General features: G+C 56.9%; 1 protein-coding gene. It reads right to left on the bottom strand.

From position 1 onward, the window contains the following. Nucleotides 1–259, bottom strand: a 259-nt coding sequence (locus ACTHS3_RS18095) for a CDP-alcohol phosphatidyltransferase family protein (protein ID WP_440368808.1), incomplete at its 3' end; no start/stop codon positions are given. Between the last annotated feature and the right edge of the window lie 3 nt (nt 260–262).

Consider the following 262-nt stretch of genomic DNA (forward strand, 5'->3'; position numbering starts at 1 on the left):
TGTCGGCAAGGCTGTCGAGCTGTTCGCCGAATGCGCTTTGGCTGTTGGTCAGCCGCGCCACGCGCCCGTCCATGCCGTCGAGCAGCATGGAGAGGAATACTGCGATCGCCGCTATTTCAAAGTGCTTGTGCATGGATTGGGTGATGGCGAAGAAGGCGCAGAACAGGGCGGCGATGGTGAAGGAGTTGGGCAGCAGGTAGATACTGTTGCGGCGCAATGAATTGCGTTGCAGGTTTTGAGGGTTTTGCGTATTGTCCATAAG

The organism is Neisseria sp. P0009.S007 (assembly GCF_051962515.1).